At 68.2% G+C, this 26,698-nt stretch carries 24 protein-coding genes and 1 pseudogene; 18 read left to right on the plus strand and 7 right to left on the minus strand.

What is annotated here, in order from left to right:
* The first annotated feature begins 23 nt into the window (after positions 1 to 23).
* The 15 genes from ACN8ZM_RS34210 to infA all read left to right on the plus strand — a co-directional run bounded on the left by ACN8ZM_RS34210 (position 24) and on the right by infA (position 16,132).
* Positions 24 to 833 carry an enoyl-CoA hydratase family protein gene (locus tag ACN8ZM_RS34210; RefSeq protein WP_043186564.1) on the plus strand — a complete coding sequence of 270 codons (810 nt, stop codon included), beginning with the start codon at positions 24 to 26 and terminating at the stop codon, positions 831 to 833.
* The gene (locus tag ACN8ZM_RS34215) at positions 830 to 1,999 is read left to right on the plus strand and encodes an acyl-CoA dehydrogenase family protein (protein ID WP_043186566.1); all 1,170 of its coding nucleotides are present in this window, start codon (positions 830 to 832) and stop codon (positions 1,997 to 1,999) included. Before ACN8ZM_RS34210 ends, ACN8ZM_RS34215 begins: the two co-directional genes overlap by 4 nt.
* Before the next feature lie 35 nt (positions 2,000 to 2,034).
* The gene (locus ACN8ZM_RS34220; protein ID WP_420213216.1) at positions 2,035 to 3,102 is read left to right on the plus strand and encodes an acyl-CoA dehydrogenase family protein; all 1,068 of its coding nucleotides are present in this window, start codon (positions 2,035 to 2,037) and stop codon (positions 3,100 to 3,102) included.
* The gene (locus ACN8ZM_RS34225) at positions 3,102 to 4,253 is read left to right on the plus strand and encodes an acetyl-CoA C-acetyltransferase (RefSeq protein WP_301767723.1); all 1,152 of its coding nucleotides are present in this window, start codon (positions 3,102 to 3,104) and stop codon (positions 4,251 to 4,253) included. Before ACN8ZM_RS34220 ends, ACN8ZM_RS34225 begins: the two co-directional genes overlap by 1 nt.
* 33 nt (positions 4,254 to 4,286) lie before the next feature.
* Positions 4,287 to 5,165: an SDR family oxidoreductase gene (locus ACN8ZM_RS34230; RefSeq protein WP_420213217.1), complete on the plus strand. Its 879-nt coding sequence runs from the start codon at positions 4,287 to 4,289 to the stop codon at positions 5,163 to 5,165.
* Between the two features lie 3 nt (positions 5,166 to 5,168).
* Positions 5,169 to 6,407: an acyl-CoA dehydrogenase family protein gene (locus tag ACN8ZM_RS34235; RefSeq protein ID WP_420213218.1), complete on the plus strand. Its 1,239-nt coding sequence runs from the start codon at positions 5,169 to 5,171 to the stop codon at positions 6,405 to 6,407.
* Positions 6,404 to 7,603, plus strand: a complete 1,200-nt coding sequence (locus ACN8ZM_RS34240; RefSeq protein ID WP_420213219.1) for an acyl-CoA dehydrogenase family protein — start codon at positions 6,404 to 6,406, stop codon at positions 7,601 to 7,603. Before ACN8ZM_RS34235 ends, ACN8ZM_RS34240 begins: the two co-directional genes overlap by 4 nt.
* On the plus strand, positions 7,600 to 8,400 hold the full coding sequence (locus ACN8ZM_RS34245; RefSeq protein ID WP_420213221.1) for an SDR family oxidoreductase: 801 nt from the start codon (positions 7,600 to 7,602) through the stop codon (positions 8,398 to 8,400). The genes ACN8ZM_RS34240 and ACN8ZM_RS34245 overlap by 4 nt, the downstream gene beginning before the upstream one ends.
* Positions 8,400 to 8,885, plus strand: coding sequence for a MaoC family dehydratase (locus ACN8ZM_RS34250; RefSeq protein WP_420213337.1), 486 nt, complete (start codon positions 8,400 to 8,402; stop codon positions 8,883 to 8,885). The genes ACN8ZM_RS34245 and ACN8ZM_RS34250 overlap by 1 nt, the downstream gene beginning before the upstream one ends.
* Before the next feature lie 18 nt (positions 8,886 to 8,903).
* On the plus strand, positions 8,904 to 10,109 hold the full coding sequence (locus tag ACN8ZM_RS34255) for an acetyl-CoA C-acyltransferase (protein WP_420213222.1): 1,206 nt from the start codon (positions 8,904 to 8,906) through the stop codon (positions 10,107 to 10,109).
* Positions 10,110 to 10,260: 151 nt separating this feature from the next.
* Complete coding sequence (locus ACN8ZM_RS34260) at positions 10,261 to 11,232, plus strand: WD40/YVTN/BNR-like repeat-containing protein (RefSeq protein ID WP_420213223.1); 972 nt, start codon at positions 10,261 to 10,263, stop codon at positions 11,230 to 11,232.
* A 65-nt stretch (positions 11,233 to 11,297) separates the two neighbouring features.
* A complete protein-coding gene (locus ACN8ZM_RS34265) occupies positions 11,298 to 13,760 on the plus strand; it encodes an efflux RND transporter permease subunit (RefSeq protein WP_420213224.1) in 2,463 nt (820 codons plus the stop codon).
* Positions 13,761 to 13,827: 67 nt separating this feature from the next.
* A complete protein-coding gene (locus tag ACN8ZM_RS34270; RefSeq protein WP_089452841.1) occupies positions 13,828 to 14,907 on the plus strand; it encodes a Rieske 2Fe-2S domain-containing protein in 1,080 nt (359 codons plus the stop codon).
* Positions 14,908 to 15,196: 289 nt separating this feature from the next.
* Positions 15,197 to 15,400: a cold-shock protein gene (locus tag ACN8ZM_RS34275; RefSeq protein ID WP_006483056.1), complete on the plus strand. Its 204-nt coding sequence runs from the start codon at positions 15,197 to 15,199 to the stop codon at positions 15,398 to 15,400.
* Between the two features lie 468 nt (positions 15,401 to 15,868).
* Positions 15,869 to 16,132: a translation initiation factor IF-1 gene (infA, locus tag ACN8ZM_RS34280; RefSeq protein WP_011355053.1), complete on the plus strand. Its 264-nt coding sequence runs from the start codon at positions 15,869 to 15,871 to the stop codon at positions 16,130 to 16,132.
* Between the two features lie 167 nt (positions 16,133 to 16,299).
* Here the strand turns inward: infA and ACN8ZM_RS34285 are convergent, their stop codons facing one another.
* Positions 16,300 to 17,097 (minus strand): alpha/beta fold hydrolase, encoded by a 798-nt coding sequence (locus ACN8ZM_RS34285; RefSeq protein WP_420213225.1) that lies wholly within the window; start codon positions 17,095 to 17,097, stop codon positions 16,300 to 16,302.
* Positions 17,098 to 17,255: 158 nt separating this feature from the next.
* On the opposite strand from ACN8ZM_RS34285, the pseudogene ACN8ZM_RS34290 reads away from it, so the two are divergent.
* The 3 genes and pseudogenes from ACN8ZM_RS34290 to ACN8ZM_RS34300 form a co-directional block, all read left to right on the plus strand.
* Positions 17,256 to 17,396 (plus strand): annotated as a pseudogene (locus ACN8ZM_RS34290) (AraC family transcriptional regulator); the annotation flags it as partial.
* A gap of 169 nt (positions 17,397 to 17,565) precedes the next feature.
* Positions 17,566 to 18,813: an alkaline phosphatase family protein gene (locus ACN8ZM_RS34295; RefSeq protein ID WP_420213226.1), complete on the plus strand. Its 1,248-nt coding sequence runs from the start codon at positions 17,566 to 17,568 to the stop codon at positions 18,811 to 18,813.
* Positions 18,810 to 19,058, plus strand: coding sequence for a hypothetical protein (locus ACN8ZM_RS34300; protein WP_089452845.1), 249 nt, complete (start codon positions 18,810 to 18,812; stop codon positions 19,056 to 19,058). The genes ACN8ZM_RS34295 and ACN8ZM_RS34300 overlap by 4 nt, the downstream gene beginning before the upstream one ends.
* Positions 19,059 to 19,135: 77 nt before the next feature.
* On the opposite strand, the gene ACN8ZM_RS34305 is transcribed toward ACN8ZM_RS34300, so the two are convergent.
* From ACN8ZM_RS34305 to ACN8ZM_RS34330, 6 genes are all read right to left on the minus strand, one after another.
* Complete coding sequence (locus ACN8ZM_RS34305; RefSeq protein WP_420213338.1) at positions 19,136 to 20,467, minus strand: MFS transporter; 1,332 nt, start codon at positions 20,465 to 20,467, stop codon at positions 19,136 to 19,138.
* 181 nt (positions 20,468 to 20,648) lie between these two features.
* The gene (locus ACN8ZM_RS34310; RefSeq protein ID WP_420213227.1) at positions 20,649 to 22,268 is read right to left on the minus strand and encodes an AAA family ATPase; all 1,620 of its coding nucleotides are present in this window, start codon (positions 22,266 to 22,268) and stop codon (positions 20,649 to 20,651) included.
* A gap of 176 nt (positions 22,269 to 22,444) precedes the next feature.
* Entirely contained in the window at positions 22,445 to 23,476 is a 1,032-nt protein-coding gene (dmpG, locus tag ACN8ZM_RS34315) for a 4-hydroxy-2-oxovalerate aldolase (protein WP_420213228.1), read from the minus strand.
* 16 nt (positions 23,477 to 23,492) lie between these two features.
* Positions 23,493 to 24,392 carry an acetaldehyde dehydrogenase (acetylating) gene (locus ACN8ZM_RS34320; protein ID WP_089452855.1) on the minus strand — a complete coding sequence of 300 codons (900 nt, stop codon included), beginning with the start codon at positions 24,390 to 24,392 and terminating at the stop codon, positions 23,493 to 23,495.
* 15 nt (positions 24,393 to 24,407) lie between these two features.
* Positions 24,408 to 25,190, minus strand: coding sequence for a 2-oxopent-4-enoate hydratase (gene dmpE / locus ACN8ZM_RS34325; protein ID WP_089452856.1), 783 nt, complete (start codon positions 25,188 to 25,190; stop codon positions 24,408 to 24,410).
* Positions 25,191 to 25,287: 97 nt separating this feature from the next.
* The gene (locus tag ACN8ZM_RS34330) at positions 25,288 to 26,670 is read right to left on the minus strand and encodes a DUF1329 domain-containing protein (protein WP_043186603.1); all 1,383 of its coding nucleotides are present in this window, start codon (positions 26,668 to 26,670) and stop codon (positions 25,288 to 25,290) included.
* Positions 26,671 to 26,698: the final 28 nt, after the last annotated feature.

Here is a 26,698-nt window from a genome sequence, read left to right on the forward strand (position 1 = left end):
ATAATCACAGGGAGGCAGAGGAGATGACAGCATCCAACCAACCGGCCGGCGCAACGCCGTTCCGGATCGACCGCGCGGACGGCATCGCCGAACTGGTGATCGCCCATCCGCCCGTGAACGCGCTCGACGCACAGGGCTGGCACGCGCTGGCTCGCGCGCTCGACGCGCTCGGCGAGGACGACGACGTGCGCGCGATCGTCGTGCGCGGCGAGGGCCGCGGCTTCTGCGCGGGCGTCGACATCAAGGAACTGGCCGCGCATCCGGAGCGGATCGTCGCGGTCAACGCAGGCAACTACGAGACGTTCCGCGCGGTGCACCGCAACCCGAAACCGGTGATCGCGGCCGTGCACGGCTTCGTGCTCGGCGGCGGGATCGGCATCTGCGGTGCGGCGGACATTGTCGTCGCGGCCGATTGCGCGCGCTTCGGCGTGCCCGAGATCGACCGTGGCGCGATGGGCGGCGGCGCGCATCTGCAGCGGCTGTTCGGCGTGCAGAAGGTGCGCATGATGTATTTCACCGGCGAGATGATCGACGCGGCCGAAGCGTACCGGCTCGGCGCGGTCGAGCAGGTCGTGACGCGCGACGCGCTGCGCGACGCGGCGCTCGCGATCGCCCGCAAGATCGCCGAGAAGAGCCCCGCGATGGTGCGGCTCGCGAAGGAGGCGCTGAACGGCGTCGAGGACGGCGATCTCGAGGACAAGTACCGCTGGGAGCAGGGCTTCACGCTGCAGGCGTACATGACGAACGATTCGACCGAGGCACGGGCCGCGTTCGTCGAGAAGCGCGACGCGCGCTTCGACGCGCAGGCCGCCGCCGAGGAGGCACGCGCATGAACCTGACCTATACGCCGCAACAGCAGGCGTTCCGCGCGGAAATCCGCGACTGGCTCGCCGCGCACGTGCCGCGCGAGCGGCTGCCGAGCTTCGACACGGAAGCAGGCTTTGCCGCGCACCGCGAATGGGAGCGCACGCTGCACTCGGGCCGCTGGAGCATGGTCACGTGGCCGCGCGAGCTGGGCGGGCGCGGCTGCGACCTGATCGAGTGGCTGATCTTCGAAGAGGAATACTGGCGCGCCGACGCACCGATGCGCGTGAACCAGAACGGCATCTTCCTGCTCGGCCCGACGCTGATGGATTTCGGCACGGCGGAGCAGAAGGCGCGCTTCCTGCCCGCGATGGCGGCCGGCGAGCACGTGTGGGCGCAGGGCTGGTCGGAGCCGAACGCGGGCTCGGACATGGCCGCGATCCGCACGACCGCTGCCCGGATCGGCGACGAATACGTGCTGAACGGCCAGAAGATCTGGTCGACCCGCGCGGTGTGGGCCGACTGGCTGTTCGGCCTGTTCCGCAGCGACCCCGAATCGTCGCGCCACCACGGGCTCACGTTCCTGATGGTGCCGCTGTCCGCGCCGGGCATCACGGTGCGGCCGATCCGCCAGCTGAACGGGCAGACGGGCTTCGCGGAGATCTTCTTCGACGACGTGCGCGTGCCGGTCGAGAACCGTCTCGCGGCCGAAGGCGCGGGCTGGCAGGTCGCGATGGCGACGGCCGGCTTCGAGCGCGGGCTGATGCTGCGTTCGCCGGCGCGCTTCCAGCGCACCGCGCAGGCGCTGCGCGACCTGTATCTCGCGCACCGCGACAGCGCGGACCGCGATCCGACGCTGCGCGAGCGCGTGGTGCAGGCATGGATGGATGCGCAGGCCTACGCGCTGTCGACCTACGCGACCGCGAGCCGGCTGCTGAAGGGCGGCCACATCGGCGCGGAGTCGAGCACCAACAAGGTGTTCTGGTCGGAACTCGACCTGCGCATGCACCAGACGGCGCTCGACATCCTCGGCGCGCACGGCGAGGTCGTTCCGCAGACGGCCGCGCAGCACGCGACGCTCGGCCACTGGCTCGACGGCTTCCTGTTCGCGCAGGCCGGCCCGATCTACGCGGGCACCAACGAGATCCAGCGCAACATCGTCGCCGAACGGATGCTCGGCATGCCGCGCGCGTAAGCGCGCCGGCGACTCCCTCACTGAACGGACATCGTATGGATTTCGTATTCGATGAAGACCAGGAAGCGCTCGCGGACAGCGTGAAGCGCCTGCTGATGACCGAGATGACGCCCGAGCTGATCCGCGAGCTGTGGGCCACGCCGACCGGGCGTTCGGACGACCTGTGGGCGCTGTTCGCGTCGCAGGGGCTGACCGCCGTGTCGGTGCCGGAAGCGCACGGCGGCCTCGGCCTGACCGAAGTCGAATGGGCGCTGCTCGCGCAGACCTACGGCTACTTCGGCAGCCCCGAGCCGCTGCTCGACACGGCGCTCGTGTCGGCCGGCGTGCTGGCGCGGCTGCCCGCGAGCGGCTGGCGCGACGCGCTGCTGAGCGACATCGCGGAAGGCCGCGCGCGCGTCGCGCTCGTGCATCCGGTGAACCCGTATGCGGCCGACGTGCACGTCGCGCAGACGCTGCTGTGCGAGCACCGCGGCGAGCTGCACCGCGTCGATCCCGCGCAGTGCGCGTGGCGCGCGGTCGACAGCGTCGACCCGTCGCGGCGCCTGTTTTCGCTCGACTGGGAACCGTCGGCGGCCACGCGCATCGCGAGCGCCGACGACGCCGCGCCGCTGCTGAATCGCGCGCTCGACCACGGCGCGTTCGCGGTCGCCGCGCAGTTGCTCGGCCTCACGCAGCGCGTGCTCGACGTCGCGATCGACTACAGCGCGCAGCGCAAACAGTTCGGCAAGGCGATCGGCTCGTACCAGGCGCTCAAGCACCTGCTCGCCGATGTCGCGATTCGCTACGAGTTCGCGCGGCCGGTGGTCGCGCGCGCCGCGCAGGCGATCGCCGACGACCATCCGCAGCGCGCGGTGTTCGTGTCGCACGCGAAGCTCGCGGCCACTGCCGCCGCGCAACTGGCTGCGCGCCACACGATGCAGGTGCACGGCGCGATCGGCTACACGTGGGAACTCGACCTGCAGATCTTCATGAAGCGCATCTGGGCGCTGTCCGGCAGCTGGGGCGACAGCGCGTTCCACAAGGCCCGCGTGGCCGACGCGATCCTCGGCGACGCGTTGCCGATCGGCCCCGCGCAGACCTTCGACCTCGAGGAATCCAACTGATGAAACAAGCCTATATCGTCGACGCGCTGCGCACGCCGACCGGCCGCCGCAAGGGCGGGCTCGCGCACGTGCATGCGGCGGACCTCGGCGGCTTCGTGCTGAAGACGCTCGTCGAACGCAACGCGATTCCGGCCGACGACTACGACGACGTGGTGTTCGGCTGCGTCGACACGATCGGCCCGCTCGCGGGCAACATCGCGCGCACCTGCTGGCTCGCGGCCGGGTTGCCGCTGCAGGTGCCGGGCGTGACGGTCGACCGCCAGTGCGGCTCGTCGCAGCAGGCCGTGCACTTCGCCGCGCAGGCCGTGATGAGCGGCGTGCAGGACGTGGTGGTGGCCGGCGGCGTGCAGACGATGACGCAGATCCCGATTTCGTCCGCGATGACCTGCGCGGCGCCGCTCGGCTTCAACGACCCGTTCTCGGGCAGCACCGGCTGGCGCGCGCGCTTCGGCGATGCGCCGGTGTCGCAGTTCGTCGCCGCGCAGCGGATCGCCGATCACTGGAACCTGTCGCGCGACGCGATGGAGCGTTATGCGCTCGAAAGCCATCGTCGCGCGGTCGCGGCGATCGAGGCCGGTCATTTCAAGCGGGAGATCGTGCCGCTCGAAGGCGTGATGCACGACGAGACGCCGCGTCCCGATACGTCGCTGGAAAAGATGGCGACGCTCGAGCCGCTGACGCCGGGCGGCTCGCTGACCGCTGCCGTCGCGAGCCAGACCTGCGATGCGGCCGCCGCGCTGCTGATCGTGTCGGAGGATGCGTTGAAGCGCTACGGCCTCACGCCGCGCGCGCGCATCCATCACCTGAGCGTGCTCGGCGACGATCCGTTGTGGATGCTGACCGCACCGATTCCCGCGACGAAGGCTGCGCTCAAGAAGGCCGGCCTCGACTGGTCGCAGATCGACGTCGTCGAGATGAACGAGGCGTTCGCATCGGTCGCGCAGGCATGGCTCGCGGACACACGCTTCCCGCACGAGAAGACCAACCCGAACGGCGGCGGGATCGCGCTCGGCCATCCGCTCGGCGCGACCGGCGCGCGGCTGATGACGACGCTGCTGCACGAGCTGGAACGCACGGGCGGCCGCTACGGGCTGCAGACGATGTGCGAAGGCGGCGGCCTCGCGAACGTCACGATCATCGAGCGCCTGTGAGCGCGTCACCTTCACGATCCACGAGGCACAAGCATGGGAATCTGTAACGGACGCACCGTCATCATCACCGGCGCGGGCGGCGGGCTCGGGCGCGCATACGCGCTTGCATTCGCGGCCGAAGGCGCGGCGGTCGTCGTCAACGACATTCGGCACGAAGCGGCGCAAGCGGTCGTCGACGAGATCGCGCAACGTGGCGGCCGCGCGCTCGCGAACGCGGACGACATCACGCAGGTCGACACCGCGCAGCGGATCGTCGACGCGGCACGCGATGCATTCGGCGACGTGCACGTGCTCGTCAACAACGCAGGCATCTGCCGCGACAAGATGTTCACGAGCATGACCGAAACCGACTGGGACGACGTGATGCGCGTGCACCTGCGCGGCCACTTCTGCCTGTCGAGCGTGCTGGCGCGCGTGTGGCGCGATGCCGCGAAGGCAGGGCAGCCGGTCGATGCGCGGATCGTCAACACGAGTTCGGGCGCCGGGCTGCAAGGCTCGATCGGCCAGTCGAACTACGGCGCGGCGAAGGCCGGCATCGCGGCGCTCACGCTGATGCAGGCGGCCGAGCTGCAGCGCTACGGCGTGCGCGTGAACGCGCTTGCGCCGGCCGCGCGCACGTCGATGACGGAAGGCGTGTTCGCCGACATGATGAAGAAGCCCGAGGACGGCGGCTTCGACTATTTCGATCCGGCCAACGTCGCGCCGCTGGTCGTGTGGCTCGGCAGCGCGCTGTCGGCTGACGTGACGGGCCAGGTGTTCGAGGTCGCGGGCGGGATGATCGCGGTCGCGGAAGGCTGGCGCACGGGCCCGAGCGTCGATCGCGGCGCTCGCTGGGCGGCGGCCGAGGTCGGCCCGGCGGTGGCGCAGTTGCTCGCCGATGTGCGTCCCGCGCAGCGCGTGTACGGGAGCTGAGCAATGGATCTGGCGCTCACCGACGAACAGGCCATGATCCGCGACGCGGCGGCCGACGTGCTCGCCGAGCGCAGCGCGTCCGCGGACGTGCGCCGCGCGCTCGAACAGTCGGCCGGCCGCGACGATGCGTTGTGGGCTGCGCTGGGAGGCGAGCTTGGCTGGAACGCGCTCGCATTGCCCGAGGCGGCCGGCGGGCTGGGGCTCGGCGCAGTCGAGCAGACCGTACTGATGGAACAGCTCGGCCGGCGGATTGCGTGCGTGCCGTATTTTTCGACCGCGTGCCTCGCGGCGAACGCGCTCGCGGGCTGCGCAGGCACGTCGCTGGCAAACGGCTGGCTCGCGAAGATTGCCGAAGGCGCATGCAGCGCGACGCTGGCGCTGCCGCTCGATGCGCCGGTGGGTGCATGGCCGCTGCCGGTCGTCGCGGAAGAAACGGCCGGCGGCTATGCGCTGACCGGCACGATTCCCCAGGCGATCGACGGTGCGCGCGCCGACCTGCTATTGGTTCCTGCCCGGATCGCGAATGAAGGGCAGTCGATTGGTTTGTTCGCGATCGATGTCGCAACGGCGTCGGGCCTCAAAGTCACGCCGCTCGACACGCTCGACGCCACTCGGCCGATCGCACGGATCGTGCTCGACGAAGCCCGTGTGAGTCGCGATGCGTTGCTTGCTGGCGGCACAGTGGTTGCACAGGTGCTGGAACGCACCGCCTGGTTCGCGGCGCTCGCGCTGGCTGCCGAACAACTCGGCGGCGCTCAGCAATGCCTCGACCTGACGCTCGACTACACGAGCCAGCGCGTGCAGTTCGGCCGTGCGGTCGCATCGTTCCAGGCCGTCAAGCACCGTTGCGCACAGATGATGGTGCTGATCGAATCCGCGCGTTCGGCGGTGCTCGGCGCCGCGCATGCGTGGGACGCGGAAGCCGGCAGCGCGGTGCCCAGCGAGACGCTGCGGGTCGACGTCGCCGCCGCGAAATCCGCCGCGAACGACGCCGCCGCGTTCTGCGCACAGGAAGCGATCCAGCTGCACGGCGGCGTCGGCTTTACGTGGGAATACGACCCGCATCTCTATTTCAAGCGCGCACAGGCATCGGGTTCGCAGTTCGGCACGACGCCGCAACTGCTCGAATGGATCGCGAGCCATGTGATCGACGGCGGCGCATCGCAGCGCGATCGAGCGTTCGCGCCACCCGCTGCGGTGGATTCCCGTCCATCGGCAGCACGCGCAGGAGCCCTCCAATGAACAGCGAAACGCGCGAACAGCAATTGCGGCACGAAGTGGCCGACTGGGTGCAGTCGCACCTGACCGGCGATTTCGCGTGCCTGAAATACCGCGGTGGCCCCGGCGACGAGGAAGCGTGGCCCGAACTGCGCAAGGCGTGGGAACGCGAACTGGCGCAAGGCGGCTGGACCGGCCTCGGCTGGCCGACGGATGCCGGCGGGCGCGGCTTCTCGGTCGCCGAGCAAGTGATTTTCCACGAGGAATACGCGCGCGCCGGCGGCCCTGGGCGGATGGGCCACATCGGCGAAGGGTTGCTCGGGCCGACGCTCGTCGCATGCGGCACCGACGACCAGCGCGCGCGCTTCCTGCCCGGCATCCTGGCCGGCACGCAGTTCTGGTGCCAGGGCTATTCGGAGCCGGGTGCGGGTTCCGACCTGGCCAACGTGCGCACGCGCGCCGAGCAGGACGCGGATGGAACGTGGCGCGTCCACGGCCAGAAGGTGTGGACGTCGCTCGCGCACGATTCCAACTGGATCTTCGTGCTGGCGCGCACCGATCCCGCGTCGAAAGGCAACAAGGGGCTGTCGTTCCTGCTGATGCCGCTCGACCAGCCGGGCGTCGAGATCCGGCCGATCAAGCAGCTCAACGGCGGCGCCGAATTCAACGAAGTGTTCTTCGACGGCGCGCGCGCGGACGCCCGCGACCTCGTCGGCGCCCCCGGCGACGGCTGGCGGATCGCGATGACGTTGCTCGGCTTCGAGCGCGGGATGTCGACGCTCGGCCAGCAGATGCAGTTCGTCCGCGAGCTCGAGTGGGTGATCGACGCCGCGCGCGAAGCGGGCACCGACCGCGACCCCGTGCTGCGCCAGCGGATCGGCCGTGCGTGGGCCGGGCTGCGCGTGATGCGCTACAACGCGCTGCGGATGCTGTCCGGCGCGGACGACGCCGACGGCGGCTCCGCACCGCTGCGCCGCGAGGCGCTGATCTACAAGTACTACTGGTCGAACTGGCACCGCGACCTCGGCCAACTCGCGATGGACGCGCTTGGGTCCCGCGCGAACGTGATCGATCCGGCCGACGAAAAACTCACCCATCTGCAGCGCGTATTCCTGTTCTCCCGTGCGGACACGATCTACGCGGGCACCAACGAAATCCAGCTCAACATCATGGCCGAGCGCGGGCTCGGCATGCCCAGGGAACCGCGAGGACAAGCATGACCGAACCCATCATCCAGAAGGCACCGGCCTACGTACCGGGCCACCAGTTGCTCGCCGGCAAATCGGTGCTGATCACGGCCGCCGCCGGCGCCGGCATCGGCTTCGCGGCCGCCCGCCGCTGTGCGGAGGAAGGCTGCCGTGCGTTGTTCATCTCCGACATCCACGAAAAGCGTCTCGAACAGGCGGTCGAGACGCTGCGCGCCGAAACGGGGCTGCAACAGGTGTACGGCCGCCTGTGCAACGTTGCGGTCGAGGCCGACGTGCAGGCGCTTGTCACCGAAGCGCAGGACAAGCTCGACGGCGTCGACGTGCTGATCAACAACGCGGGGCTCGGCGGGTCGACCCGCATCGTCGATATGGACGATGCCGAATGGTCGCGCGTGATCGACATTAGCCTCACCGGGACGTTCCGGATGACGCGCGCGATGCTGCCGCACATGCAGGCCCGCGGCCGCGGCGCGATCGTCAACAACGCATCGGTGCTCGGCTGGCGCGCGCAGGCGGAACAGGCGCACTACGCGGCCGCGAAGGCGGGCGTGATGGCGCTCACGCGTTGCGCGGCGCTCGAGGCGTCGCCGTACGGCGTGCGCATCAATGCGGTCGCGCCGAGCATCGCGATGCACGATTTTCTGAAGAAGTCGGCGCCGGCCGACTTGCTGAATCAACTGGCGTCGCGCGAAGCCTTCGGGCGCGCCGCCGAAGTCTGGGAGGTCGCGAACGTGATGGTGTTTCTTGCAAGCGATTACGCGTCGTACATGACGGGCGAAGTGCTGTCGGTCAGCAGCCAGCACGCATGATGAGCGCGACCCTCGACCCCGTGCGCGCGACGCCTCGCGTGTTCGCGCATCCCGGCGAACTCGCGGCGGCCGTCGGCGACACGCTCGGCGCGAGCGCATGGCTCGCGATCGACCAGATCCGCATCGACGGCTTCGCCGATGCGACGGGCGATCACCAGTGGGTGCACGTCGATCCGGTGCGCGCGAAGGACGGCCCGTTCGGCGCGTGCATCGCGCACGGCTACCTGACGTTGTCGCTCGTCAATTATTTCCTGCCGCAGATCGTGCGGATCGACGGCGCGCGGCTCGGCATCAATTACGGCTGCGACAAGATCCGTTTCCCCGCGCCGGTGAAGGTCGGCGCGCGCGTGCGCGGCGTCGGCGAATTGCTGCGCGTCGAGCCGCTCGAAGGCGGCGTGCAGGCGTGGATCCGCGTGACCGTCGAGATCGAAGGCGAAGCCAAGCCCGGCTGCGTCGCCGACACGATCAGCCGTTACACCTTCTAGTTCGAGAGAGCCACACACATGGAAGACGCAGTCATCGTTTCCGTCGCACGCACGCCGATCGGCAAGGCGTTTCGCGGCATGTTCAACGACACCGAGGCGCCCGCGCTCGGCGGCCACGTGGTGCGCACCGCGCTCGACCGCGCGGGCGTCGCGCCGGCCGATGTCGACGACGTGGTGATCGGCTGCGCCGCGCAGCAGGGCACGCAGGGCTACAACATCGGCCGCCTGTCGGCTGCGGCGGCCGGGCTGCCGGCGTCGGTACCCGGCATGGCGATCGACCGCATGTGCTCGTCGGGGCTGATGTCGATCGCGAGCGCCGCGCGCAGCATCGGCGCGGGCGACGCGCGGATCGTCGTCGCGGGCGGCGTCGAGTCGATTTCGCTCACGCAGAACAAGCACAAGAACGCGTATCGCGCGCGTTCGCAGGCCGTGCTCGACCATCAGCCGGCGGCGTACATCGCGATGATGGAAACGGCCGAGATCGTGTCGCGCCGCTATGGCATCTCGCGCGCGGCACAGGACGAATTCGCGTTGCAGAGCCACCAGCGCACGGCGCAAGCCCAGGCGGCCGGCCGCTTCGACGCGGAAATCGCACCGCTCGACGTGCGGCGCGCGCTGTTCGACAAGGAAGGCAACCCGGCCGGCCACGAGGACGTGAACGCCGCGCGAGACGAAGGCGTGCGCGCGGACACGACGGCCGAACGGCTCGCGGGGCTGAAGCCGTCGTGGAGCGGCGGCAAGGTCGTCGAGCAGGGCGAGTTCGTGACGGCCGGCAACGCGTCGCAGCTGTCGGACGGCGCGGCAGCCGTGGTCGTGATGTCGCGTGGCGAGGCCCAGCGCCGCGGCCTGACGCCGCTCGGCGCGTTCCGCGGCCTCGCGGTGGCCGGCTGCGAGCCGGACGAAATGGGTATCGGCCCGGTGTTCGCGATCCCGAAGCTGCTGGCGCGCTTCGGAATGACCGTGGCCGATGTCGGGCTGTGGGAGCTGAACGAGGCGTTCGCGTGCCAGGCGCTGTACTGCCGCGACACGCTCGGCATTCCGGACGAGCGGCTGAACGTCGACGGCGGTGCGATCGCGCTTGGCCATCCATTCGGGATGTCCGGCGCGCGGATGACGATGCACGCGTTGCTCGAAGGCGCGCGGCGCGGCGTGCGGCACGCGGTCGTGACGATGTGCATCGGCGGCGGGATGGGTGCCGCCGCGCTGTTCGAAGTCGGCGCGTAGCGGCACGCGGACGGGCCGCGCCGCTCGAGCGGCCCTCCATTCAGGACCATTCGAGGCCGCGGCAACGACCGACGGGCCCGGAGACTTGCAGGCGACGGCGGTGGGCGCCATGGCGCGAACCGTCGTCGAACGCAGACACAGGAGACAAGCGATGAAACGAACTTTGCCCGGACTCGCGATGTCGGCGCTCGTGCTCGGCGCCGCGCTGTTCGCGTTTTCGCCGCGCCCGCTGCCGGCGTTCCCGGTCACCGCGATCCAGGCGGATCGCCTGCAGATCAACGGGCTGGCGAAGGCCGGCGCGCGCATCGTCGCGGTCGGCGAGCGCGGCGTGATCCTGCTGAGCGACGATTCGGGCGCGCACTGGCGGCCGGCGTCGGTCACGCCCGACCAGGGCTCGACGCTCACGCAGGTGCGCTTCGTCACGCCGACGCTCGGGATCGCGGTCGGCCACGACGGCCGGATCGTCCGCAGCGACGACGCCGGCGCGCACTGGCGCGAGATGTACATGGATCACGCGCATTCCGATCCGTTGCTGTCGATCTGGGGCACGGCCGACGGCCCGCTGTTCGCGGCCGGCAGCTTCGGCCAGCTGCTGCGCTCGGACGATGCGGGCCTCAACTGGCAGACCGTGAAGACCCCGGCCGGCGACCGCCACCTGAACGCGATCGTCGGCGACGGCCACGGCAGCCTGCTGATCGCGGGCGAGAGCGGCACGCTGCTGCGTTCGACCGACAACGGCGCGACCTGGGACAAGCTGCCGTCGCCGTACGCCGGTTCGCTGTTCGGCGCGCTGATGCTTGCGAACGGCGACTGGGTTGCCTACGGGATGCGCGGCAACGTCGTGCGCAGCACCGATCGCGGCGCGACCTGGACGCACGTCGACAGCCATGTACCGGTGTCGTACTTCGGCGCGACCCAGCTCACCGACGGCGAACTCGTGCTGGTCGGGCAGGGCGGCGCGATCGTCGCGTCGCGCGACGGCGGGCTGACCTTCGACGTGCGCAAGCTCGGCGGCGTGCAGAGCCTCGCGGCCGTGCTCGACATGGGCCACGGCGCGCTGCTGCTCGGCGGCGAGGCCGGCGTCGCGCCGCTCGCCGGCTTGCTGGCCGCCAGGCCGTCCTGACGCGCGGCGGTCCTGCTGCCTGTTTCCGTTCATTTCGCATCGTCCGCATCGACAAGAGAATTCCCATGAACGACCTGTCACGTCCCCCTGAAGCCGTTCCCGCATCGCGCCTTGCCGCGTTCGTCGAGCGCTGCGCCGACACGATCATCCGCCGCCGCCGGCTGCTGCTGGTGCTGTGCGTCGCGGTGACGCTCGCGCTCGGCCTGTCCGCGACGCGCCTGAAGCTCGATCCGGGCTTCAACAAGATGATCCCGATGGAGCATCCGTACATGCAGGTGTTCGAGCGCTACGCGGGGGCATTCCCCGGCGCCAACACGATCCTCGTGAGCCTGCGCTGGAAGGGTGACGGCGACATCTACAACCAGACCTTCATGGACGCGCTGCGCCACGCGACCGACGACGTCTTCTTCATCCCCGGCGTGAACCGTTCGCGCGTGTTCTCGCTGTTCACGCCGAACGTCCACTACACCGAGGTGACCGAGGCCGGCTTTCGCGGCGACGTGGTCGTGCCGGGCCAGTTCTCAAGCGCGAACCCGGACGATCTCGCAAAGGTGCGCCGCAACGTCGCGCGCTCCGGGCAGATCGGCCGCCTCGTCGGCAACGACCTGAAGTCGGCGCTGATCCGCGCGGAGCTGCGCGAGACCGACCCGGCCACCGGCAAGCGGCTCGACTACAGCGCGGTCGCGCGCCAGCTCGAGGAGATCCGCGCGAAATACGCGAAACAGGGCATCGACGTGAACATCATCGGCTTCGCGAAGCTGGTCGGCGACGTCGAGAACGGCATCGCGGGCGTGATGGCGTTCTTCGCGCTCGCGTTCCTCGTGACGGCCGCGCTGCTGTTCGCCTACACGCGTTCGTTGAAGACCACCGTGCTGGCGCTCGTCGTCGCGCTGCTGCCGGTCGTGTGGCTGCTCGGCGCGCTGCCGCTGCTCGGGCTCGGCATCGATCCGATGTCGATCCTCGTGCCGTTCCTGATCTTCTCGATCGGCGTGTCGCACGCGGTGCAGATGACGAACGCGTGGAAGCAGGCGCTGGTGCGCGGCGCATCGTCGGCCGATGCCGCGCGAGACGCGTTCCGCAAGCTGTTCGTGCCGGGCACCGTCGCGCTGCTGACCAACGCGCTCGGCTTCATGGTGATCATGCGGATCCGGATCGACATCGTGCGCGAACTCGGCATCACCGCGTGCCTCGGCGTGCTGCTGATGATCGTGACGAACAAGGTGTTCCTGCCGATCCTGCTGTCGTACACGCGCCTCGAACGCGGCACGCTGGCCCGCGCGCAGCGCACGGCGGCGGCCGGCGGCAGCGGGAAGTGGGCGCGTTTCGCGGTGTTCGCACGGCCGGCGCCCGCCCTCGGCGTGTTCGCGGTGGCGCTCGCGCTGCTCGCGTACGGCACGCTCGAATCGCGCAAGCTGGAGATCGGCGACATCGGCACCGGCGCGCCCGAACTGCGCACGAACTCGCGCTACAACGTCGACAACGCGGCGATCACGCACCAGTACAACATCGGCGTGGACGTGCTGTCGGTGATCGTCGAGACGACCGGCTTCGACGACGCGTGCCTGCATTACCCGGTGATGAGCGCGATCGAGAAGTTCGAGATGAACATGCGCGGCGTGGCCGGCGTGCAGTCGGTGACGAGCGTGGCGTCGCAGGGCAAGGTGTTCATCGCCGCGTTCAACGAGGGCAATCCGCGCTGGGCCGCGCTGCCGCGCTCCAGCGACGGGCTCACGCAAGGTTCCAACGCGTTCGATCCCGACAACGGGATGAACACCGCGAACTGCAAGGCGATCCAGGTGCTGATCTACACGCAGAACCACGAAGGCACGACCATCGCGCACATCGTCGACGAGATCAAGCGCTTCGCGGCCGAGAACCCGACGCCGAACGTCGCGTTCCGGCTCGCGGGCGGCAACGTCGGCGTGATGGCCGCGACCAACGAGGCCGTCGGCGACGCGGAGGTCGCGATGCTGCTGTCGATCTTCGGCGCGATCGCGCTGCTGTGCGCGGTCACGTTCCGCTCGTGGCGCGCGGTGCTGTGCATCATCGTGCCGCTCACGCTCGTGTCGATCCTGTGCAACGCGGTGATGGCGCGGCTCGGCATCGGGCTGAAGGTCGCGACGCTGCCGGTGATCACGCTCGGCGTGGGCGTGGGTGTCGACTACGGGATCTACCTGTACGAGCGCCTGCAGCACGACATCCGCCACGGCGCGACGCTGCCCGACGCTTTCGCCGATGCAATGCGCCAGCGCGGCACGGCGGCGCTGTTCACGGCGGTCACGATGTTCATCGGCGTCGGCACGTGGGCGTTCTCCGCGCTGAAGTTCCAGGTCGACATGGGCGTGCTGCTCGCGTTCATGTTCCTCGTGAACCTGTTCGGCGCGGTGTTCCTGCTGCCCGCGCTCGCCGCGTGGCTCGGCGTCGAGCGCGCCGAGCGCCGCGTGCTGCACAAGCAGCAGCCGTCGCCCGCGGCCCCGGCGTCGCTGAAGCCGTCGCCCGCGTTCGAACCCGGCAACCCGATGCGCTGACCGGCGCCCCCATTTCCCCCGCGCGCGGCCGGCCGCCGCGCGCTCTCCACAAGAGGAGTCAACCCACATGTCCGCACGCCCTTACAAGATCGAAGCCCAGCCGCTCGCGCAGCGCTATGCGCGTGGCTGGCACTGCCTCGGGCTCGCCCGCGACTTCAAGGACGGCAAGCCGCACACGCTGAACGCCTTCGGCCGCAAGCTCGCCGCGTTCGCCGATTCGACCGGCAAGGTCAACGTCGTCGACGCGTACTGCCCGCACATGGGCGCCGACCTGAGCCTCGGCACGGTGCAGGGCGACCACCTCGTGTGCCCGTTCCACGGCTGGGCGTGGAGCGGCGAAGGGCAGTGCGCGTCGATCCCGTACTGCAAGCGGATTCCGCCGAAGGCGCGCATCGGCGCATGGCCGACCTGCGAGGAGAACAACCTGCTGTTCGTGTGGAACGACCCGGAAGGCAATGCGCCGCCGCCGGAAGTCGCGATTCCGCGCCTCGACGTGTGCTTCTCCGATGAATGGTCGGACTGGGTCGTCGACAAGATGGTGATCCAGGCCAACTGCCGCGAACTGGTCGACAACATCTCGGACGTCGCGCACTTCGCGACCGTCCACCGCGCGCCGATCGACTATTTCGCGAACCTGTTCGAGGATCACAAGGCGACGCAGCTGATGGTCGGCCGCAGCGAGAAGCTCGGCGGCGACGCGCTGACCGCGCTGTCGACGTATTTCGGGCCGGCCGTGCACATCACGCAGATGACGGGGCAGAGCGGCGGGCAGCCGATCCACTCGGTGCTGCTGAACTGCCACGTGCCGATCGACATGAACAGCTTCGAGCTGCGCTACGGCGTGATCGTGAAGAAGGTGGCCGGGCTGTCCGACGCGCAGAACATGGAGATCGCGAACGCGTACGTGAAGGAAGCGCAGCGTGCGTTCTACGAGGACGTCGACATCTGGCACAGCAAGACGCGGATCGACAACCCGCTGCTGTGCGAAGGCGATGGCCCGCTGTACCAGATGCGCGACTGGTATTCGCAGTTCTATCTGGACGTGGCGGACGTGCGGCCGACGAGCGTCGCGCGTAAGGCATTCGAAATGCGGATCCGGGACGGTGCGGAACCGCCGGCGCTGCATCACGTGTTCGAGCCGCAGTAAAAGCCGGCTGGCCGAGCGAAAAAGGGGGCGTATCGAAACAGGTCCCGTCGGCCGGTAACACCCGCCGCATAAGGCGCACGCGGCGGGTGGGCTGGTGCGCCGCATCAAAATGACTTGACGAAACGGCCACTACCGCGTAGTGTCCATGACCGAAGTGTTCAAGAAGTTCGATTGCTCATCATTGGCCGCACTCCGTGCGGCGGTCGTTGGTCTCTCCCTCTTTTGATTCTTTCTGTGCCCGTCGAGGGCGCATGTTCAATTATTCGTCATTTGTATTAAGGAAGTAATTGTGGATACCGGTACCGTCAAGTGGTTCAACGAAACCAAGGGCTTTGGTTTCATCTCCCCTGACAACGGCGGCGACGATCTGTTCGCCCATTTCTCGGAAATTCGCGGCACGGGCTTCAAGACCCTGGCCGAAGGCCAGAAGGTCAGCTTCGAAGTGAAGCGCGGCCCGAAGGGTCTGCAAGCGTCGAACATCACGCCGCAGTAAGCCGCATCGGCAACGGCCGCCACACGGCGGCCGCTGCCGGATGGATTTGCGCGCAGGGCGCCGCTTCGGCGGCAGCCGGCGCGTTTCCGATGCGCACGACCGATGCATCGCGACATTCACGATGCATCGGTCGTGACGCCTCTTTCATCGCATGCCAGAATGGCGTGCGACGCAACGCCTTCGCAAAGCGCGCGCCGCTTCGCGAGCGCATCACCGCTTCAACGCATCAACCTGAGCAGACCGCCGCCATGCCGTAGCAGGCGCGGTCCCGACTTGCGCGGCGCTTCGTGCGCCGCCGCCACCGACCGCCTGAACGCCGCAACGCGCCGGGCTCCGATCGCAAGACAGGCCCATGGCCCGTCTGAACGAACCGATCCCCGGCAGCCTGCCGGCCGCCGTCCCGTTGTGGGCACGGCGCCGGGCAGATCGCCGCGGCCGCGGTCAATTACCTTGTCTGGAGGAATTGGTTTGGCAAAAGAAGAACTGCTGGAACTGGACGGAATCGTCGACGAAGTGCTGCCGGACAGCAAATACCGTGTCACGCTGGAAAACGGCGTCGTGGTCGGCGCGTACGCGTCGGGCCGCATGCGCAAGAACCACATCCGCATTCTCGCGGGCGACCGCGTGACGCTGGAGCTGTCGGTCTATGACCTCACCAAGGGTCGTATCAACTTCCGTCACAAGGACGCGAATTCCCCGCGTCCGCCGCGAACCGGCCAGCCGCGCCGTTAAGCGGTAACGATCGGCGCGCCGCCGCGTGCCGATCGAATCCCGTCCGGCCGACGAGGCCGGACGAGCCGGGTGGACGACACATCGCGTGCCGTCCACCGGTCGTCGCCGGCATCGTCATGCCGCGGCGGCCAATACCGCCTTTACCGGCCGCCGCGCGTGCGCAACGCTCAGGCGGCCGCGTCCCGCAGGAAATCCTCGACGATCATCGCGAAGTACGGCGGACATTCCTGCATCGGGTAATGCCCGCAATTCGGCAGCGTCACGAGCCGCGCGTTCGGATGCCACGCGAGGAACGTCGCCTGCATCGCCGCTTCGTCGAGCCCCGGATCCTTGTCGCCGACGATCACCAGGAAGCGGGTGTCGAGCCCGCGGATGTCGTCGACGAAATCCGTGCCGGTCAGCATGTCGAGATACGCGAGCCGGCAATCCGGCGCCACGCGCTCGCGGTTCTGCCGCAGCTTCACGTCGGCCCAGCGCGCCGACAATCCCCCCGTCACGAATCGTACGAGCCGGCGAAACGCATCGTCATCGACGGCCGTGCGCGCGAAGAATGCGCGCGCGTCGTCGTTCAGGCGATTGCCGGCCGCGGACACCGGACACACGGCGATCGCGCTCTTGATGCGCGACGGCGCGTCGGCGGCGAGCCGCTGGGTCGCCATGCCGGTCATCGAATGGCCGATCACGTGGAAGCGCTGCCAGCCGAGCCGATCCGCGAGCGCCAGGCAGTCGGCCGAGATCTCGTCGACGGTACAGGCGCCGGACAGATGGATGGATTCGCCGTAGCCGCGCAGGTCGACGAACACGTACGTGAACGTTGCTTCGTCGAGATACGGCAGCAGCGCCGCGTAGTTCGTATGGTCGCCGAGCCAGTCGTGCATGACCATCACGCATTCGGGGCCGGTGCCGTGCTGCAGGTAGCCGAGGCCGCTGTTCGGGCGGGAAGTGAGGGTGTCGATACGGTTCATTTCAAGGGGCTTCCTTTTGGTTGGCGGAACCAAAACGAAACGCCCTCCCGGCGGACCGGGAGGGCGTCTTGAAAGTGCATCGATCGTATCGGGCCGATCGACGAAAGTCAACGCACAGAGCGCCATCCCGCCCGACACCTCGATGCGCTGAGGGGGCGGGCGCGGCGAACGCGGAAACGGCCGCGTATCGCGTCGGCTACGAAAGCGCGTCGCAGTTCAGCCGCGAATACGCGCGGATGTTCGGTGCGCCGCCGCGGCGCGATGTCGTCACGCTGAAAACCGCGTCGGCCGACGGCTGAACGCACCGGCCGCAACGCGGTTCTCGTGCAGCTTTACGCGCGGGCCGGCGCGGTCGTACACTCGTCGGCAATTCGCGGCCCGCGCCACGGCTTTCAATTCCTTCAGTGGCTTTCAGCGGGCCAACGACCGTGCCAGCAGGACTTTCGTCGCGCGACGCCAGGAGGCGCCATGAGTGCAGACGCAGCCCCCGCATCCCCGTCGGTTCAGGACCGCATCCAGCACGTGTTCGTGCTGATGCTCGAGAACCGTTCCTTCGATCACCTGTTCGCGCTGTTGGGTTACCCCGAGATCGTCGCCGCGTCGCCGGGCAACAGCAACGCGTACGGCGACGCGGTCTATCCGTTCGGCGGCGGTGCGCCCGACCGGATGCCGACCGATCCGTGCCACGAATTCACCGACGTGCTCGAGCAGCTTTGCGGCGCGGGCGTGCCGTTCGTGAAAGGGCAGCCGTATCCGCCGGTCGGCAATACGGGATTCGTGTCGAACTACGCGACCTCGCATGACGAAGGCACGCCGCCGCAGCCTGCCGATGCGGGCAAGATCATGCAGGGCGTCGACATCGCGACGCAGGCGCCGTCGCTGTATGCGCTCGCGAACGCGTTCGTGCTGTGCGACGCGTGGCATGCGTCGATGCCGGGGCCGACCTGGCCGAACCGCTTCTTCCTGCACGGCGCGTCGTCGGCCGGGCTCGACCATTCGCCGACCAAGGAAGAAATGGCCGGGTGGGACGCGTTCGACGGCTTTCCGTATCCGAAGGGGTCGATCTTCGCCGCGCTCGGCGACGACAACTGGCGCATCTACCAGGACCAGACGGGCGATCCGCTCGGCCACGTGCCGCAGGTCGCGTCGCTGAAGGGCATCAGCTTCTTCGACGTCGACGATCTCGCGCATTTCGAGGCCGATCTCGCGGCCGGCTATACGGCGCGCTATACGTTCATCGAGCCCGGTTACGGCGACATCGTGCACGGCACCTACCAGAACGGCAGCTCGCAACACCCGATGGACGGCCTTGCCGGCGGCGACCAGCTCGCCGCGCGCGTGTACAACGCGATCCGCAATTCGCCGCTGTGGAACAACAGCTTGCTCGTGATCTGCTACGACGAGCACGGCGGCTTCTACGATTCGGTCAGGCCAGGCGCCGCACCGCCGCCGAACGATGGCGCGGCGGCGACGCTGAACGCGAGCGGCTTCGAGTTCGACCTGTACGGCGTGCGGGTGCCGGCGATCGTGATTTCGCCGTGGGTCGCGGCCGGGCAGGTCGACCATACGCCATACGATCATGCGTCGGTCGCGGCGACGCTCGAGCGGCTGTTCGGCCTGGCGCCGCTGACCGACCGCGACCGTCTCGCGAACGACCTGCTGGCGCTCGTCACCACGACGTGCCGCAGCGACTGCCCGCAAAGGATCGGATCATGAGCACAACACCGGCCTTCGACCCGCGCGATGCGCTGCCCGTGCGCGACGGCACGAGCCTGATCGCGTTTCTGCACATCCTGAAGAAAGCGCATGCGGCGCTGGTCGGCCATGACAAGGCCCATCAGCGTTTCAGCGAGGTCGTGACGCGCGGGCAGGCGCGGCAATACATCGAGGAACTGATGCCGTCGCTGCTGCAGGCGCGCGAGGCGCATCGGCGCAAACGGCACGGCGCGAAGCATCGCTGACGGCCGGGGCGGTGCGCGGTTGGGGCGGCGTGAAGCCATGTCGGCATGGACAGGTGCATGAGCGAGGCCGCGACGCGTTATGCCGCCAGCCGCGCACTTTGCATGCTGAGTGCCGACACCGCGGCGCCGGCCAACTGAACGGCCGCGCCGGCGAACATCGCCGCGCGCAAGCCGGCTGCACCGCCGTGCGCGGCCGCGAACAGCGTGCCGAGTACCGCGATGCCGAGCGTCGCGCCGGTCATGCGCGCAACGTTGACGAGCGCGCTCGCGGTGCCCGAACGCGCGGCGTCGACCGCCCCGACGGCGACCGTCATCAACGGCCCCGTCGCGATCCCCATACCGAGCCCCGTCAACGCGAGCCCGAGTTCGGCGCCGAGCAGGCTCGACGAACCGGCCGACGCACCGATCGCGCCGAGCCCGCTCGCGATCAGTCCGACCCCGCCGGCCGTCGTTGCACGTGAGCCGATGCGTTCGGACAGCGGCCCCGACCACGGCGATACGACGACGAACACGAGCGCCATCGGCAGCAGCGCGAGGCCCGCGCCGGTCGAATCGAGACGGCCGGTGCCTTGCCAGTAGAGCGGCAGCAGGAACAGCACGCCGTACATCCCGAACGTCATGCCCGAGGTCGCGGCGATCGCGCCGCGAAACGCGCCGATCCGGAAGAGTTCGAGCGGCACGAGCGCGGCCGCGCCGTGACGCCGTTCGATCGACGCGAATGCGGCGAGCGCAGCGATCGCGACGCAGCCCGCGAGCACGCACGCGACCGGCGAATCGCGGAACACGATCGCCGCATACGCGAGCGTGCCGAGCGCGAGCGCGCCCGTGACTTGGGCGCCGACGTCGACATGCCGGCCGCGCGGATCGGACGACTCGGGCACCGCCGGGATGGCAAGCAGCATCGCGGCGACGCTCAGTGGCACGACAACGAAGAAGATGCTGCGCCAGCCGAAGTGCCGGATCAGCACGCCGCCGAGTGTCGGGCCGATCGCCATTGCCACGCCGTTGCACGCGGCCCAGATGCCGAGTGCGCGGCCACGCTCGACCGGGTCGCGCCACACCACCCGCACGATCGCGAGCGACGCCGGGAGCAGCAGCGCGGCGCCGACGCCGGCCAGCGCGCGGGCGGCGATCAGCACCGGCACCGAAGGCGCGAGCGCGCACAGCAGCGATGCGACGGTGAAGAGGGCCGTGCCCGCGATGAAGATGCGGCGTCGACCGTGCAGGTCGGCGAGCAGCCCGCCGGTCAGCAGCAGCACCGCGTACGTGAGGTTGTAGCTGTCGACGACCCATTGCAATGCGCCGACGCCCGCGTGGAAATAGTCGCCGATCGCACGCGTCGCGAGATTCACGACGGCCGTGTCGACCTGCGCGACGAGGACGGCGAGGCAGAGGGTCAGCAGCGTCATGCCGCGCCGTTCGGCGGTGCGGGAGGCCGCTTCGGCGCGTTGTCCGGGATGGGCCACGGTGGGAATCCTCGTTTCGAGCGATCGGTCGAGGTTAGGCGCCGTCTGCTGACAGCGTGGTGTCAGCAGACGACGCGGCGATGCGGCGACCCCCTCGACCGCGAGCAATCCGGATGCCCGCGGCCTAATGCGACCAGGCGTCAATGGCGGTATGCAGACGTTCCAGTTGCTGCAGCAGGTCCGTGCCGGGCGCGCAATCGTCGAGCGTGTCGGCGCTGCGAACGTATTGCTGCGCGATCGATACTTTTTGCCGGGTGGTCGAGATCACGTCCCGCTCGTCGATCGAAAAGTACCGGTTGAAGAACGACGGAGGGAGATAGCCTTCGACCGTGTACTTTTCGGTGATCCATACCGCGGTGTCAGGGCGATCGTGGAGCTCGTCGATCACGCGACCTTTCGCGCTGCCGGCGCGGCTGCAACGGAGTCGACCTTGCGCGTCGGCTTCGAAATCCCGATCGCGATCGATGACGATCGCGCAATGACGATTCATCCGGAGCATGGCGATGAATTCGTTCGTGTCCTGTGCGCTGAAATGAGCGAGCGATGCGCCGCCATACAGCGAGAACGAATAGTCGACATTCTCGATCGGCACCGGCTTGTCGTTGGCTTTGCACCATAACGCCAGCCAGTGTTTGATGTAGATCCGGTCGGACGGGCCTTCGACCCAGACGATCCCGTTGCTTTGCGAAATGTCCGACGCCTTGATGCCGAGCTGGTCGAGCATGCCGGTGGCGTCGGTGTATTCGACGATCTCGTTGGAAACCGCAGCGAATACCTTGGCCGTATTTTCCCAGACGTTGACCTGCTGGAAGACCGGGGAGTGCGTTGCGATGAAGAGTTGCAGGGTCCTGTCGTGCACGATGCGATCGATCTCGCGTGCGAGGTGCCGCTGGAGCGTCGGGTGCAGGTGCGTTTCGGGTTCTTCGATCAGGCAGATCGACCCGTTTTCCGTGTGTTCCAGCCAGTGGACGATCGATACGAGCCGCTTCCAGCCGGCCGGAAGCGAATGGAAATGGACATGGTTGCTTTGCCTGACATCGTCCGACAACCAGATGTCCAGCCTGTCGTCGCCATGCAGGCCGAAGGGATTTGCGCGCTTGTACGCTAGCGTCGACTCGAAGATACGTCCGTCGTCACCGAGGAGGGTGGATGCGGACAGGATGCCGGGCAAATGTTCGGCGGCCTGATTGAGGATCCGGCAAACGGATTTCATGTCGGGTTCGACGGGTTCCTGCCAGTAGCAGATGTGACAGGGAAGCATCGACGTGAGCGAGTGAATCTCATCCCGCGATATATCGTCGAGGCCGATTTTGCTGACGTTCTTCTCGAAACTGGCGCGCTGCTGATCCGATCCGCGATAACGCAATTCCAGGTATTGGATATCGAGTTCGTCGCGGTCGTTGCCGGCCACATTGTCTGCCTCTGCCACGCCGTCAATCCGGTTGGATATGGCGCGACCGGCGTACACGCTCCCGTCGCCGAACACGATTTCGAACGCCGATACCGAGTTGGCCCACATGTTTTCCCTAGGCAGGCTCACCAGCCGATCAGGATCGCGGATCGAATCGATGAGATCGATCAGTGTCGATTTTCCGCCGCCGTTGCCACCGATCAGGATGTTGACGTCGGCAAAGCAGTAGGGTCTCCGCGATCGAATCCAGTCCAGAAACGGATCGCCGCCGGAGCCGCGAAACGCATTGAGCCGACGCAGGCCGCAAAACGCGATACGAGTGATATGTGCCATGAACGGGCAATCGATCGAAGACGGAGCAGGGGAAAGCGCCACACTGGATAGCCGCATCAGGGGCGGCCACGGACGATGCGAAATTGTATGATGATTGTCGCCGATGTGACGGTATCCCGACATGCAAAACGGGGCGTGCGCCCCGTCTCGTCATGCGTCCTCGCGTGATGGTCCACTCAGGCCGCCACCTCCCGCGCCCGCACCATCGTCAGCGCCGCATCCTCGATCATGTCCTCCTGCCCGCCGACGAGCCGTTGCCGGCCCAGCTCGACGAGGATGTCGCGCGCGGGAATCCCGTACTTCGCCTCTGCACGCTTCGCGAACAGCAGAAACGACGAGTAAACGCCCGCATAGCCGAGCGTCAGCGCATCACGGTCGAGGCGGATCGGCGCGTCCATGATCGGCACCACGAGATCCTCGGCAACGTCCGAGATCGCGAACACGTCGACGCCCGTCTCGATCCCCATCCGGTCGCACACGGCAACGAACACTTCCATCGGCGTGTTGCCCGCGCCGGCGCCGAGGCCGGCCGCGGCCGCGTCGATCCGGTTCGCGCCGGCGGCAACCGCTGCGACCGAGTTCGCGACACCCATCGCGAGGTTGTGATGGCCATGGAAGCCGAGTTCCGTGTCCGGCTTCAGCGCGTCGCGCACTTGGCCGATCCGTGCGGTCACGTCGTCGGGCAGCATGTGTCCGGCCGAATCGGTGATGTAGATGCAGTTCGCGCCGTACGACTCCATCAGCTTCGCCTGCACGACGAGCTGCTCTGGCGACGACATGTGCGCCATCATCAGAAAGCCGACGGTATCGAGCCCGAGCGTACGCGCGAGGCCGATGTGCTGCTCCGACACGTCGGCCTCGGTGCAGTGCGTCGCGACGCGGATCGTGCCGACGCCGAGTGCGTGCGCCATGCGCAGATGCTCGACGGTGCCGATGCCCGGCAGCAGCAGCGCCGACACCTTCGCCCGCTTCAGTTCGGGAATCACGGCGCTCAGGTACGCCTCGTCGGTATGCGCGGGGAAACCGTAGTTGACCGACGCACCGCCGAGCCCGTCGCCGTGCGTGACCTCGATCAGCGGCACGCCGGCCGCGTCGAGCCCGCGCGCGATGTTGCGCATCTGGTCGAGCGTGATCTGGTGGCGCTTCGGGTGCATCCCGTCGCGCAGCGACATGTCGTGGACGGTGATCTTCTTGCCTGCAAGTGACATTGCGTGGCTCCTCAACTCAAGCGGTGGCGGCCGTCGCGGCCAGCATCTGTTCGGCGAAACGCTCGGCCGTGGCGGCCGCGGCGGCGGTCATGATGTCGAGGTTGCCCGCGTACTTCGGCAGGTAATCGCCGAGCCCTTCGACCTCCATGAAGACCGACACGCGATTGCCGTCGAACACCGGGCCGTTCTTCAGCGTGTAGCCGGGCACGTAGCGCTGCACTTCCTTGACCATCGCATGCACGGACGCGGTGATCGCGTCGACGTCGGGCGGGCCGTCGGTCAGGCAGTGGATCGTGTCGCGCATGATCAGCGGCGGCTCGGCCGGATTGATCACGATGATCGCCTTGCCCTTGCGTGCGCCGCCGACCTGTTCGATCGCGCCGGACGTCGTGCGCGTGAATTCGTCGATGTTCTTGCGCGTGCCGGGGCCGACCGAGCGCGACGACACCGTCGCGACGATCTCGCCGTAAGCAACCGGTTGCACGCGCGATACCGCGTACACCATCGGGATCGTCGCCTGGCCGCCGCAGGTCACCATGTTCACGTTCGTCTGCGCGCTGTCGAGGTGCGCGTCGAGGTTCACCGGCGGCACGCAGTACGGCCCGATCGCGGCGGGCGTCAGGTCGATCATCTTCACGCCGAGCGCGGTGAGCTTGTCGGAGTTGTCGCGGTGCACGTACGCCGACGTTGCGTCGAACGCGATGCGGATGTCGTCGGCGGCCACGTGCGGCAGCAGCCCGTCGACACCCTGGTCAGTCGTTTTCAAGCCGAACTCGCGCGCTCGCGCGAGGCCGTCGGATGCCGGATCGACGCCGACCATCCACACGGGTTCGAGCACCGGCGAGCGACGCAGCTTGACCAGCAGGTCGGTGCCGATGTTGCCAGGACCGATCAGTGCGCATTTGATTTTCTTCATCAGGATTCCTTTTATTCAGATAAAGCGGACGTCGCAGCTGCCGATGCCGGAGATGTGCATCGACAGCGCATCGCCGGCCGTGACCGGAATCAGTTTCGCCAGCGAGCCGGACAACACGATCTCGCCGGCGAGCAGCGGCACGTCGTACGCGGCGAGCGTGTTCGCGAGCCACGCGACCGCGTCGGCGGGGTGGCCGAGCGCCGCGTCGCCACGCCCTTGCGCGACAGGCTCACCGTTTTTCTCGATCGTCATCTCGCACGCGGCGAGATCGAGCGTGCGCGGATCGACGCGCGCGTCGCCGAGCACGTACACGCCGCACGACGCGTTGTCGGCGACGGTGTCCTCGATGCGGATCGCCCAGTCGCGGATGCGCGAATCGACGATCTCGAAGCAGGGCGCGACGGCGGCCGTCGCGGCGATCACGTCGGTGCGGTCGATGCCGGGGCCGCGCAGGTCGCGCGCGAGGATGAACGCGATCTCGCCTTCGGCGCGCGGTGCGATCAGCGAATCGGCGGGAATCGCCTCGCCGGCCGCATAGTGCATGCCGGACAGCAGGATGCCGAAATCGGGCTGGCGCACGTTCAGCATGTCCTGCACGGCCTGGCTCGTCACGCCGATCTTCTTGCCGACCACAGCCTCGCCGTGTTCGACGCGGCGTGCGATGAAGCGCTGCTGGATGCGGTAGGCGTCGTCGAGCGACAGGCGGCGCGGGCGGCTCGACAGCGGCGCGACTGGAGCGCGCGCGTGCCACGCGGCGTACAGCTCGTCGCCGAGCGTCGTATGCAGGCGGGAAGACATGAAAGAGCCCTCGAATCTTGAATGGAACAGGCCGCCGTCGCGGGCGGCGTCGTGCGCCGGAGCGGGGCTCCGGCGCGTGGGGCGCGGGCGTGCTGCGTCAGTTGCCCGAGCTGCGGATCCCGTCCGGCGAGAAGTACGCCTCGGTGAACTGCGGGCTGTTGTCGAGCTTCGGCATCGGCCCTTCGTTCGTCAGGCGGTCGGCCATGTACGCGCCCGAGACGAGGTCGTGGTAGAACACGACGCCCGGATAGAACGTCTTCGCATCGAACGCGTAGAGCGTCGTGGCAACGTTGGTGCGCCAGAGCTGGCCGCGCGCGTCATAGTTGTCGGCGAGCAGCGTGATCCACGAATCCTCGTCGAGGTACAGCACGCGCTTCGCGTACTGATGGCGATAGCCGCTCTTCAGCGACGCCTGCAGCACCCACACGCGATGCAGTTCGTAGCGGATATAGGACGGGTTCTCGTGGCCCTTGCCGAGCAGGTCGCTGTACTTGACCGAGGTGTCCATCGCCTTGTAGTTGTCGTACGGCACGTAGATCTCGCGCTTGCCGAGAATCTTCCAGTCGTAGCGGTCGCCCGAGCCGTTGAAGAGGCGATCGTCGTCGACGGTGCGGAAGCCGCCTGGCCCCATCGGCTGGTCGTAGCCGTATTCGGGCGCCTGCCGCACGCGCCGCGTGCCGGGGTTGTACATCCACGTGCGCGACGCGTTGTCCGCACCGGCCTTGTCCCAGTTCGTGAACGACAGGATCAGCGAGCCGCGGTCGGACAGCGGTAGGTCGGTGGCGACGCGCGCATAGGTGCGGTTGTTCAGGTCGCTCTTCACGTCGTACTTGCCGACGTTGCGCGGCGAGTAGATGTCGTAGCGCACCTTGCCCCAGGCCATGTTGCCGTCGGAATAGACGACCGCCTGGTCGTAGGTGGCCTGTTCGGTGCCGATCGCCGACGACATGCGCTGGTTCCACAGCAGCTCGGCGGCGCTCTTCGGGATCGGGTACGGCACCTGCGGCGGCGCGTTGGTGAGCCCGTTCGCGTCGGACGTCATCGTCGAGTCGGGCGCATAGGTGCGGATGTCCTTGTAGACGGCATCCGTATAGCGGAAATCGCGATGGCTCGGATAGACGACGATCTTGAAGGTGGCCGGATAGCGCTTGAACATGGCCTTCTGGCCGTCGGTCAGGTGCTCGGCGTATTGCGCCATGTTCTCCGCGGTGATCGTCGCGACCGGCTTGTCGCTCGCGAACGGATCGGGGTAGCGGCCGCCGCGCTTGTACTGCACGTCGGGCGGCGTGCCGAGCCACTTGCCCGACCATTCGGGCACGCCGCTGTCCTTGCTGGCGGCGCGCACCGCGCCCATCGGCGTCAGCGGGCCGTCGAGCGCCTTCAGGTCATCCGGGGACACCTTCGGGAACGACGCCGTCGCGACGACCGCGCACGCGGCCATCACCGATGCGCGCAGGAGGGGGAGATGAATGCGTTTCATGACTATCCTCATCTTGCTGGGTGACGAG

Origin of the sequence: Burkholderia aenigmatica (assembly GCF_048627025.1) — a bacterium.
Classification (GTDB): Bacteria; Pseudomonadota; Gammaproteobacteria; order Burkholderiales; family Burkholderiaceae; genus Burkholderia; species Burkholderia aenigmatica.

Coding starts and splice junctions, on each gene's coding strand:
- ACN8ZM_RS34210 (WP_043186564.1), top strand. CDS start 24: ATGACAGCATCCAACCAACCGGCCGGCGCAACGCCGTTCCGGATCGAC.
- ACN8ZM_RS34215 (WP_043186566.1), top strand. CDS start 830: ATGAACCTGACCTATACGCCGCAACAGCAGGCGTTCCGCGCGGAAATC.
- ACN8ZM_RS34220 (WP_420213216.1), top strand. CDS start 2,035: ATGGATTTCGTATTCGATGAAGACCAGGAAGCGCTCGCGGACAGCGTG.
- ACN8ZM_RS34225 (WP_301767723.1), top strand. CDS start 3,102: ATGAAACAAGCCTATATCGTCGACGCGCTGCGCACGCCGACCGGCCGC.
- ACN8ZM_RS34230 (WP_420213217.1), top strand. CDS start 4,287: ATGGGAATCTGTAACGGACGCACCGTCATCATCACCGGCGCGGGCGGC.
- ACN8ZM_RS34235 (WP_420213218.1), top strand. CDS start 5,169: ATGGATCTGGCGCTCACCGACGAACAGGCCATGATCCGCGACGCGGCG.
- ACN8ZM_RS34240 (WP_420213219.1), top strand. CDS start 6,404: ATGAACAGCGAAACGCGCGAACAGCAATTGCGGCACGAAGTGGCCGAC.
- ACN8ZM_RS34245 (WP_420213221.1), top strand. CDS start 7,600: ATGACCGAACCCATCATCCAGAAGGCACCGGCCTACGTACCGGGCCAC.
- ACN8ZM_RS34250 (WP_420213337.1), top strand. CDS start 8,400: ATGAGCGCGACCCTCGACCCCGTGCGCGCGACGCCTCGCGTGTTCGCG.
- ACN8ZM_RS34255 (WP_420213222.1), top strand. CDS start 8,904: ATGGAAGACGCAGTCATCGTTTCCGTCGCACGCACGCCGATCGGCAAG.
- ACN8ZM_RS34260 (WP_420213223.1), top strand. CDS start 10,261: ATGAAACGAACTTTGCCCGGACTCGCGATGTCGGCGCTCGTGCTCGGC.
- ACN8ZM_RS34265 (WP_420213224.1), top strand. CDS start 11,298: ATGAACGACCTGTCACGTCCCCCTGAAGCCGTTCCCGCATCGCGCCTT.
- ACN8ZM_RS34270 (WP_089452841.1), top strand. CDS start 13,828: ATGTCCGCACGCCCTTACAAGATCGAAGCCCAGCCGCTCGCGCAGCGC.
- ACN8ZM_RS34285 (WP_420213225.1), bottom strand. CDS start 17,097: ATGAACCGTATCGACACCCTCACTTCCCGCCCGAACAGCGGCCTCGGC.
- ACN8ZM_RS34295 (WP_420213226.1), top strand. CDS start 17,566: ATGAGTGCAGACGCAGCCCCCGCATCCCCGTCGGTTCAGGACCGCATC.
- ACN8ZM_RS34300 (WP_089452845.1), top strand. CDS start 18,810: ATGAGCACAACACCGGCCTTCGACCCGCGCGATGCGCTGCCCGTGCGC.
- ACN8ZM_RS34305 (WP_420213338.1), bottom strand. CDS start 20,467: ATGACGCTGCTGACCCTCTGCCTCGCCGTCCTCGTCGCGCAGGTCGAC.
- ACN8ZM_RS34310 (WP_420213227.1), bottom strand. CDS start 22,268: ATGGCACATATCACTCGTATCGCGTTTTGCGGCCTGCGTCGGCTCAAT.
- dmpG (WP_420213228.1), bottom strand. CDS start 23,476: ATGTCACTTGCAGGCAAGAAGATCACCGTCCACGACATGTCGCTGCGC.
- ACN8ZM_RS34320 (WP_089452855.1), bottom strand. CDS start 24,392: ATGAAGAAAATCAAATGCGCACTGATCGGTCCTGGCAACATCGGCACC.
- dmpE (WP_089452856.1), bottom strand. CDS start 25,190: ATGTCTTCCCGCCTGCATACGACGCTCGGCGACGAGCTGTACGCCGCG.
- ACN8ZM_RS34330 (WP_043186603.1), bottom strand. CDS start 26,670: ATGAAACGCATTCATCTCCCCCTCCTGCGCGCATCGGTGATGGCCGCG.